Annotated in this window: 8 protein-coding genes; 3 read left to right on the top strand and 5 right to left on the bottom strand. The window is 63.4% G+C overall.

The features are described from left to right. From RAC97_RS24420 to RAC97_RS24410, 3 genes are all read right to left on the bottom strand, one after another. A partial coding sequence (locus RAC97_RS24420) for a DeoR family transcriptional regulator (RefSeq protein ID WP_379671516.1) occupies positions 1-724 on the bottom strand: 724 nt, incomplete at its 3' end. Between the two features lie 130 nt (positions 725-854). Beyond that, positions 855-2,354, bottom strand: a complete 1,500-nt coding sequence (gene glpK / locus RAC97_RS24415) for a glycerol kinase GlpK (RefSeq protein ID WP_375102181.1) — start codon at positions 2,352-2,354, stop codon at positions 855-857. 37 nt (positions 2,355-2,391) lie between these two features. Continuing rightward, positions 2,392-3,246 (bottom strand): MIP/aquaporin family protein, encoded by an 855-nt coding sequence (locus RAC97_RS24410; RefSeq protein ID WP_375102180.1) that lies wholly within the window; start codon positions 3,244-3,246, stop codon positions 2,392-2,394. A gap of 275 nt (positions 3,247-3,521) precedes the next feature. Between RAC97_RS24410 and ybaK the strand changes: the two genes are divergently transcribed. Continuing rightward, positions 3,522-3,992, top strand: a complete 471-nt coding sequence (ybaK, locus tag RAC97_RS24405; RefSeq protein ID WP_375102179.1) for a Cys-tRNA(Pro) deacylase — start codon at positions 3,522-3,524, stop codon at positions 3,990-3,992. Positions 3,993-4,027: 35 nt separating this feature from the next. On the opposite strand, the gene RAC97_RS24400 is transcribed toward ybaK, so the two are convergent. Both RAC97_RS24400 and argF read right to left on the bottom strand, forming a co-directional pair. After that, positions 4,028-5,137 (bottom strand): ABC transporter ATP-binding protein, encoded by a 1,110-nt coding sequence (locus RAC97_RS24400; RefSeq protein WP_375102178.1) that lies wholly within the window; start codon positions 5,135-5,137, stop codon positions 4,028-4,030. Beyond that, the gene (gene argF / locus RAC97_RS24395) at positions 5,134-6,054 is read right to left on the bottom strand and encodes an ornithine carbamoyltransferase (protein ID WP_375102177.1); all 921 of its coding nucleotides are present in this window, start codon (positions 6,052-6,054) and stop codon (positions 5,134-5,136) included. Before argF ends, RAC97_RS24400 begins: the two co-directional genes overlap by 4 nt. A gap of 375 nt (positions 6,055-6,429) precedes the next feature. On the opposite strand from argF, the gene RAC97_RS24390 reads away from it, so the two are divergent. After that, positions 6,430-8,538: a molybdopterin oxidoreductase family protein gene (locus RAC97_RS24390; RefSeq protein ID WP_375102176.1), complete on the top strand. Its 2,109-nt coding sequence runs from the start codon at positions 6,430-6,432 to the stop codon at positions 8,536-8,538. An 89-nt stretch (positions 8,539-8,627) separates the two neighbouring features. Then, positions 8,628-8,957 carry a Grx4 family monothiol glutaredoxin gene (gene grxD / locus RAC97_RS24385; RefSeq protein WP_375102175.1) on the top strand — a complete coding sequence of 110 codons (330 nt, stop codon included), beginning with the start codon at positions 8,628-8,630 and terminating at the stop codon, positions 8,955-8,957. Positions 8,958-9,054: the final 97 nt, after the last annotated feature.

The following is a 9,054-nucleotide window of genomic DNA, read 5'->3' as shown; positions in this document are numbered from 1 at the left end:
TCAGCAACTGGGTCAGCGCGGGGGTAGGGGCCTGGTCGGTTACCAGACAGTCGATCAGGCTGATCGAGCCCAGGCGTACCATGGCGTTGCGACCGAACTTGCTCGAGTCGGCGGCGAGGAGCACCTGGCGGGCGTTGGCGATGATTGCTTGGGAGACCCGCACTTCCTGGTAGTCGAAGTCCAGCAGGCTGCCGTCCTCATCGATGCCGCTGATGCCGACAACGGCAAAGTCCACCTTGAACTGGCTGATGAAGTCGACGCTGGCCTGGCCGACCACGCCGCCATCGCGGCGCACGGTACCGCCGGCCACCAGCACTTCGAAGTCGTCCTTGGCGCTGAGGATCGAAGCCACATGCAGGTTGTTGGTGATGACTTTCAGGTGGTTGTGGTTTAGCAGGGCGCGAGCGATGGACTCGGTGGTGGTGCCGATGTTGATGAACAGTGACGCGTGGTCGGGTATCTGCCGGGCCACGGCCTCGGCGATGCGCTGTTTCTCGTCGCGCATCTGGTCGGCACGCATGGCGTAGGCGGTGTTCTCGATGCTCGAGTCATAGGCGGCGCCGCCATGGTAGCGGCGCAGCAGGTTCACTTCGGCCAGCTGGTTGATGTCGCGGCGGATGGTTTGCGGCGTGACGACGAACAACTGGGCCATCTCTTCGATACTGACGTAGCCACGCTCACGCACCAGTTCGAGGATTTGTTGTTGGCGGGGGGGCAGATTCATGGGCGGTCCTTTGGGGCTGCCGGACAAATGCTGCAATGATGCCGTAGGAAGGAGGTCAGGGCCAGTGTGGGTGCTTTCAGTAGCATCGGCCTTTTCGCGAGTAATCCGCGAAAAGGCCGACAAGGCCGAATCAGCCGTCGTGGTCTTCCCAGTCGCGAGTACGCTCGATGGCTTTTTTCCAGCCGGCGTACAGCTGCTCCTTGCGGGTTTCATCCAATTGCGGGCTGAATTCGCGCTCGATGATCGCCTTGTCGCGCAACTCGTCCAGGCCGCTCCAGAAACCTACCGCCAGACCTGCCAGGTAGGCGGCGCCCAGCGCCGTGGTCTCGCGCATTTTTGGGCGTTCGACGCAGGTGCCGAGGATGTCTGCCTGGAACTGCATGAGGAAGTTGTTGGCCACCGCCCCACCGTCCACTCGCAGCTCCGTCAGGCGCTGGCCGCAGTCGTGCTGCATGGCGTCCAGCACGTCGCGGGTCTGGTAGGCGATCGACTCCAGCGCAGCGCGAATGATGTGGTCCACCTTTACCCCACGGGTCAGGCCGAACAATGCGCCGCGCGCGTAAGGGTCCCAGTAGGGCGCGCCGAGGCCGGTGAAGGCCGGCACCAGGTAGACGCCATTGCTGTCCTTGACCTTGCTGGCGAAGTATTCGGTGTCGAGTGCGTCGTTGACGATTTTCAGTTCGTCACGCAGCCATTGCACCGTGGAACCGCCATTGAACACCGCGCCTTCCAGGGCATAGGCCACCTCGCCACGCGGGCCGCAGGCGATAGTGGTGAGCAGGCCGTGGGACGACGCCACGGCCTTGTCGCCGGTGTTCATCAACAGGAAGCAGCCGGTGCCGTAGGTATTCTTGGCCTGACCAGGCTCGACGCACATCTGCCCGAACAGCGCCGACTGCTGGTCACCGGCGATACCGGCGATGGCGATGCCGCTCTTGGTGTGGCCGTAGACCTCCGAGGAGGCGCGCACCTCGGGCAGCATCTGCCGGGGAATTCCGAGGATCTCCAGGAGCTTCTCGTCCCATTGCAGGCTGTGGATGTTGAACATCAGTGTGCGCGAGGCGTTGGTGTAGTCGGTGACATGCACCTTGCCGCCGGAGAATTTCCAGATCAGCCAACTGTCGACGGTGCCGAACAGCAGCTCGCCGCGCTCGGCGCGTTCACGGGCGCCTTCGACGTTGTCGAGGATCCATTTGAGCTTGGTGCCGGAGAAGTAAGGGTCGGTGACCAGGCCCGTGGCCTCGCGGATGTAAGCCTCGTGGCCATCGCGCTTGAGTTGGGCGCAGATCTCGGTGCTGCGGCGGCACTGCCAGACGATGGCGTTGTACACCGGGCGACCGGTTTCCTTGTCCCACACCACCGTGGTTTCGCGCTGGTTGGTGATGCCGATGGCCGCTACCTGGGCATGGCTGAGCCCGGCCTGGGCCAGCGCTTCGACCATGGTCGCGCTCTGCGTGGCGAAGATTTCCATCGGGTCGTGCTCGACCCAGCCGGCCTGCGGGTAGTGCTGGGCGAACTCGCGCTGCGAGGTGCCGACCACATTGGCGTCGCGGTCGAAGATGATCGCACGGGAACTGGTGGTGCCTTGGTCCAGGGCGATGATGTAGTGCTTATCCTGGGTGTCTGTCATGGTCGTTGCCTTGCAGGAATAGGGAGGTCAGGGCCGCTCATCGGGAAGCTTGCGTATCGCCCTGGGGGTTGTCGTTCGCTTGTTCGCCAGCTTCTTGCGTAGAGGGCAGGCTGCGGGCGATCAGGCCGCGGTACATGGCCGCACCCAGGCATGCGCCGAGGATGGGGGCAAACAGCGGCACCAGGAAATACGGGACATCACGTGCGCCAGTGAAGGCGATTTCGCCCCAACCGGCCAGAAAAGTCATTAGCTTTGGCCCGAAATCGCGTGCCGGGTTCATGGCGAAGCCGGTCAGTGGGCCCATGGCGCTGCCGATTACCGCAATCAACAGGCCGATCAGCAGGGGGGCGGTGGCGCCGCGTGGCAGGCCGTTGTTGTCGTCGGTGAGGGCCATGATCACTGCCATCAGGATGGCGGTGATGACCATCTCCACCGCGAAAGCCTGGGCGATCGACAGCGCAGGGTGCGGGTAGGTGGAGAACACCGAGGCCAGCTCGAGGCTGGCCTGGCTGCCACGCAACATGGCATGGGCCTGTTCGAAATCGAAGAACAGGGAGCTGTAGAGGGTGTACACCAGCGCCGCACCGCAGAAGGCACCGCACACCTGGGCCAATATATAGAAGGGCAACTTGCGCTTGTCGAAACCGGCGAACAGGGCCAGGGCGATGCTGACGGCAGGGTTCAGGTGGGCGCCGGAGACGCCGGCGCTGAGGTAGATCGCCATGCTCACGCCCACGCCCCAGATGATGCTGATTTCCCAGAGGCCGAAACTGGCCCCCGCGACCTTGAGGGCGGCGACGCAGCCGGTGCCGAAGAAGATGAACAGGGCAGTGCCCAGGAACTCGGCCATGCACTGGCCGGCGAGGGTGGGTTGTTGTACAGCAGTCGTCATCAATGACCTCTTTCTTGTTGTTGTGAGGCGCAGGCCTCTCAGCGACAACGCTCGCTGCGCATCCCCATGGCAGCGGGCTGATTTGTAGGAAACGTGCACCGGCAGGGTGCGCTTATATTCACAATCGAAAAATATAGACAAGAAACGCGGATGTCAAAGATCGAAACCGAACGGTCAGCCATAATCTGACCAGCGTGTTCTGGCGTGTTTCCAGTACCGACTGTTGGGCATTTGCCCTACAGTAGCGTGCGAGCAATCATCGACTGGAACCCTACATGACCCCCGCACTGGACCTGCTGAAGAAGGCGCGCGCCGAGCACCGCGTGCACAGCTACGAACACGATCCGAAGACTGCGTCCTATGGCTTGGAGGCGGCGGAAAAGCTTGGGCTGGAGCCGCAGCAGGTGTTCAAGACCCTGCTGGCCAGCAGCGAGAAAGGAGAATTGCTGGTGGCGGTGGTGCCGGTGGTCGGCACCCTGGACCTCAAGGCCCTGGCCAACGCGGCGGGTGTGAAGAAGTGCGAGATGGCGGACCCTGCGGCAGCGCAGCGGGCCACAGGTTACCTGGTGGGTGGAATCAGCCCGTTGGGCCAGAAGAAACGCCTGCGCACCTTCATCGACGAATCGGCGCAGCAATTTGCAAGCATTCATGTCAGCGCGGGGCGGCGCGGGCTGGAGGTGGAGCTGGCGGCTGCGGTGTTGGCCGAGCATACCCAGGGCAAGTTCGCCAACATCGGCCGGGGTTGAATGCGCTGGGGCCGTAGAACGGCCCCAAGCACAACTCAGTTCGCCGCGCTGTAGCGGCGAACCCCGTTCTCCTGGCGAGCCAGCTGTGCAGCGATGCTGCCCGGCACCGGGAACAGCACCAGGTGATCGGCCGCCACGGCAATGCCGACGTCCTGACCGACCTGGTGGTCGACATGGCTGGGGAAGATCGCCTCCAGCTGGCTGCCAGTAGGCAGCTCAAGGCGGTAGAGGGTGGATGCACCGAGGAAGCTCTTGCCGACGATGCGTGCGCGCAGCGCGCTGTCCGGCGCATGGACGATATCGTCCGGGCGCAGCAGCACATCCACCGAGCTACCCGGCGCCATGCTGTAGGCGCGGTTGCCGCGCAGCTCGCCCAACTCGGTGCTGACCGCCTCATGGCTGCTCATCTGCCCGCGAATGAAATAGCCCTGGCCGATGAAGCTGGCCACGAAAGGCGTCTGCGGTTCGTGATAGAGGTTGTAGGGCGTATCCCACTGCTCCAGTCGGCCCTCCTTGAACACGCCGACATGGTCGCTGACCGCGAAGGCTTCCTCCTGGTCATGGGTCACCAGGATCGCGCTCGTGCCACGGCTCTTGAGGATGTCGCGTACTTCATGGCTCAGACGGCGACGCAGTTCGACATCCAGGTTGGAGAACGGCTCGTCGAGCAGCAGCAACTGGGGTTCCGGCGCCAATGCCCGGGCCAGGGCCACGCGCTGCTGCTGGCCACCCGACAGTTCATGGGGGTAGCGGCCGCCGAGGCCGTCCAGCTTGACCAGGGCGAGCATTTCCTCGACCACCTCGGCTTGGCGTGGGTGCTTGCCGATGCCGAAGGCGATGTTTTGCGCCACGGTCAGGTGCGGGAACAGCGCGTAGTCCTGGAACACCATGCCGATGCGGCGTTTTTCCGGTGCCAGGGTGAAGCCTGCGCGGGAGATGACCTCGCCGGCCAGTTGGATCTCGCCCTCATGCACAGGCTCGAAGCCGGCGATGGCGCGCAGGGTGGTGGTCTTGCCGCAGCCCGAGGAGCCCAGCAGGCAACCGATGTCGCCTGCGTTGAGGTGCAAGTTGAGGTTCTGGACGATGCGCTGCTCGCCATAGCCGCAGGCGAGGTCGCGCAGGTTGAGCAGTAGGGGTTGACTCATGCGTGGTGGTAGGCCGGTTCTACAAGGAATTCCAGAAGCGCCTTCTGTGCATGCAAGCGGTTCTCGGCCTGGTCCCATGCGACCGAACGTGGGTCGTCGAGCAGGTCCTGGCTGATTTCCTCGCCGCGGTGGGCGGGCAGGCAGTGCATGAACAGGGCATCGGGTGCCGCCAGGTCGAGCAGTTCGCGGGTGACCTGGTAAGGCGCGAAATGCGCCAGGCGCCGTGCAGTTTCCTCCTCCTGGCCCATGGAAGTCCAGACATCCGTGGTTACAAGATGGGCACCGCGTACTGCTTCGCGTGGGTCACGCACCAACTGCACGCGGTCGCCACCCAGGGCCAGGAAGCGCGCATCGGGTTCATAGCCCTCGGGGCAGGCGATGCGCAGCTGGAAGTCGAACTGCCGGGCGGCCTCGATGTAGGAGTTGCACATGTTGAAGCCATCGCCCACCCAGGCAACGGTCTTGCCCTGGATGGCGCCGCGGTGTTCGACGAAGGTCTGCATGTCGGCCAGCAGTTGGCACGGGTGCGATTCGTCGGACAGGCCGTTGATCAGCGGCACCCGGGAGTGGGCGGCGAATTCGGTGAGGGTGCTGTGGGCATGGGTGCGGATCATCACCGCATCGACCATGCTCGACAGCACGATGGCGCTGTCGCTGATCGGCTCGCCACGACCCAGTTGGGTGTCGCGTGGCGACAGGAAGATGGCCTGGCCGCCGAGCTGGATCATCCCGGCTTCGAACGACACTCGGGTGCGGGTGGAGGATTTCTCGAAGATCATCCCCAGCACGCGGTTCTTCAGCGGCTCGAACAGTACGCCGCGTTTGCGCAGGTCCTTCAGCTCGATGCCTCGACGGATCACGCCGAGCAATTCGTCAGCAGTGAAATCCAGCAGGGAGAGAAAGTGCCTGGTGCTCATGATTGACTACCTTATCTGCAACGTTTTGCAGGTCGACCGTATGGGTTTTCTTGACAACGGGAGTGACCTGCGGCGTAAGCCGCGCGGGGCGGACGGAATAGGGAAAGGCGCAATACTATAATTAAATGTCGCCTCAAACCAAGGGGGCAAACAGCAGGCCTGTTTCAAAGGGTGTCGTAAACCCTTCTGGCCGTGCTGTTTTTTATTTTCTACAGGGTTTGTACACGGCTTGGCCGGGATTTGGCAAACCCCGTGTCGCGAATCGTCCGCCTGATGTCGTGGGATTCACATCGCGAACCTGCGTGGCACTACGACCTGGCCCGGTGCATAGTTCCAGGCTCCAGAACAACGACATAACAAAAGGCAGAGGCGGCCATGACCAAGACCCTGCATCACCGTGCCTGTCACCTGTGCGAGGCCATTTGCGGCCTCAACATCGAAGTCAGCCATGAGCCCGACGGGCGGGCCTCGATCAGCTCGATCAAAGGCGACCCGCAAGACCCGTTCAGCCGTGGCCATATCTGCCCCAAGGCAGTGGCTTTGCAAGACATCCAGGAAGACCCCGACCGCCTGCGCCAACCTCATCGCCGGGTGGGCGAGCACTGGGAACCCATTGGCTGGGACGAAGCCTTCGCCCTGGCCGCCGAACGGCTCTGGAGCATCCAGCAGGCCCATGGGCGTAACGCCGTTGCCGTCTACCAAGGCAACCCGAGCGTGCACAACTACGGCCTGATGACCCACAGCAACTACTTTCTCGGCCTGCTCAAGACCCGCAACCGCTTCTCCGCCACCTCGGTGGACCAGCTACCCCAGCACCTCACCAGCCACCTGATGTACGGCCATGGCCTGCTGCTGCCGATCCCGGACATCGACCACACCGACTTCATGCTGATCCTGGGCGGCAACCCACTGGCGTCCAATGGCAGCATCATGACTGTTCCTGATGTGGAAAAGCGCCTCAAGGCCCTGCGCGCCCGCAGCGGGCGGCTGGTGGTGGTCGACCCGCGGCGCAGCGAGACGGCGGCGATGGCCGACCAGCATGTGTTCATTCGTCCGGGGGGCGATGCCGCGTTGTTGTGTGGCCTGCTCAACACCCTGTTCGACGAGGGACTGGCCCAGGGCTCGCACCTGCCGGTCAACGGCCTGGAGCAGGTACGCGAGGCGATTGCGCCGTTTTCCGCCGAGGCGATGGCTGCCCTGTGCGGCGTCGAGGCCCACGCTATCCGCCAACTGGCCCGGGATTTTGCCAGTGCCAGGCGAGCGGTGTGCTACGGGCGTATGGGCGTGTCCACGCAGACTTTCGGCACCTTGTGCCACTGGTTGGTGCAATTGCTCAACCTGGTCACCGGCAATCTCGACCGTGTAGGCGGCGCGCTATGCACCGAGCCTGCCGTCGACTTGGTCGCCAGCACCTCGGGCGGGCATTTCAACCAGTGGCAGAGCCGGGTGTCGGGCTTGCCCGAGTACGGCGGCGAGCTACCGGTGGCGGCGCTGGCCGAGGAAATGCTGACCGACGGCGAAGGGCAAGTGCGCGCCTTGGTGACCGTAGCCGGCAACCCGGTGCTGTCGACCCCCAACGGCCGCCAACTCGACCAGGCGCTGGAGGGGTTGGAGTTCATGCTCAGCATCGACCTGTACATCAACGAAACCACCCGCCACGCCGACCTGATACTGCCGTCCACTTCGGCGCTGGAGAACGACCACTACGACAGCACCTTCAACCTGCTGGCGGTGCGCAACGTGACCCGTTTCAACCGGGCGATCCTGGCCAAGCCGGAAGGCGCGCTGCATGACTGGGAGATCTTCGTCGGCCTGGCGCGCGCCTTTGCCGCGCGTGCCGAGCTGGAACTGAAGCCGACCATCGCCCCTGCGCAAATGATCGACCTGGCCCTGCGCAAGGGCCCGCGAGGCGAGGCTTCTAGCTGGGGCTTGTCGTTGGGAGTGCTGGACCAGCATCCCCATGGCCTGGACCTGGGCGCGCTGCAACCGAACCTGGCGGCGCGCCTGCGCACAACCAGTCACGCTGTCGAGGCGGCGCCACAGGTATTGCTGGACGATCTGCAGCGCCTGGCCAGGGAGCTGCCGCCGGCCGCGGACCAGTTGCTGCTGATAGGCCGTCGCCATGTGCGCAGTAACAATTCCTGGATGCATAACTTCCATCGCCTGGTCAAAGGCAAGCCCCGGCACCAGTTGTTGATGCACCCTCGGGACTTGGCGCAGCGCCAGCTGGAAGATGGCCAGTGGGTACGCATCCGCTCGCGCACCGGCAGTCTCGAAGTGCAGGTGCAGGCCAGCGAGGAGGTGATGCCGGGGGTGGTCAGCCTGCCCCATGGTTATGGTCACGCACGCCAGGGGGTGCGCATGCAGATCGCCCACGCGCAGCCAGGGGTGAGCGCCAACGACCTGACCGATGAACGGCTGCGCGATGCCTTGTCGGGCAATGCGGCATTGAATGGTGTACCGGTACAGGTGGAGGCGGCGTGATCGATATGACCGAGCACATCACTCGGTATTTCCGATACAATGCGTCACCGTGCCGACATCAGCGTCGGAAAGTTCAGCCGAGGTGCTTCATGGATATCATCGAAACAATCAAAGAGCAGATCGCCAACAACACCATTCTGCTTTACATGAAAGGCTCGCCGAATGCCCCGCAGTGCGGCTTCTCGGCACGTGCTTCGCAGGCTGTGATGGGTTGTGGTGAGAAGTTCGCCTACGTCGACATCCTGCAGAACCCGGAAATTCGCGCCAACCTGCCCAAGTACGCCAACTGGCCGACCTTCCCGCAACTGTGGGTCGCCGGTGAGCTGGTCGGCGGCAGCGACATCGTCCTGGAAATGTTCGAGAAGGGCGAGTTGCAGACCCTCATCAAGGAAGCCGCCGCCAAGGCTGCCGAAGCCTGAGCCTGCTAGCCAGCCATGAAAAAGCCCCGCCTAGGCGTAATGCTGTTCACTTAAGCATTTGAGTCCAAGCCGGGGTTTCTAGAAAATCCGATACCAG

The sequence above is a fragment of the Pseudomonas sp. LS_2 genome (assembly GCF_042709235.1).
Lineage (GTDB): Bacteria > Pseudomonadota > Gammaproteobacteria > Pseudomonadales > Pseudomonadaceae > Aquipseudomonas.
This window is presented reverse-complemented; position numbering and strand designations above follow the sequence as displayed.

What these genes read in the sequence shown, in the direction of transcription:
- RAC97_RS24400 (WP_375102178.1), bottom strand. Translation starts at nt 5,137, where the DNA reads ATGAGTCAACCCCTACTGCTCAACCTGCGCGACCTCGCCTGCGGCTAT.
- ybaK (WP_375102179.1), top strand. Translation starts at nt 3,522, where the DNA reads ATGACCCCCGCACTGGACCTGCTGAAGAAGGCGCGCGCCGAGCACCGC.
- RAC97_RS24390 (WP_375102176.1), top strand. Translation starts at nt 6,430, where the DNA reads ATGACCAAGACCCTGCATCACCGTGCCTGTCACCTGTGCGAGGCCATT.
- RAC97_RS24410 (WP_375102180.1), bottom strand. Translation starts at nt 3,246, where the DNA reads ATGACGACTGCTGTACAACAACCCACCCTCGCCGGCCAGTGCATGGCC.
- argF (WP_375102177.1), bottom strand. Translation starts at nt 6,054, where the DNA reads ATGAGCACCAGGCACTTTCTCTCCCTGCTGGATTTCACTGCTGACGAA.
- grxD (WP_375102175.1), top strand. Translation starts at nt 8,628, where the DNA reads ATGGATATCATCGAAACAATCAAAGAGCAGATCGCCAACAACACCATT.
- glpK (WP_375102181.1), bottom strand. Translation starts at nt 2,354, where the DNA reads ATGACAGACACCCAGGATAAGCACTACATCATCGCCCTGGACCAAGGC.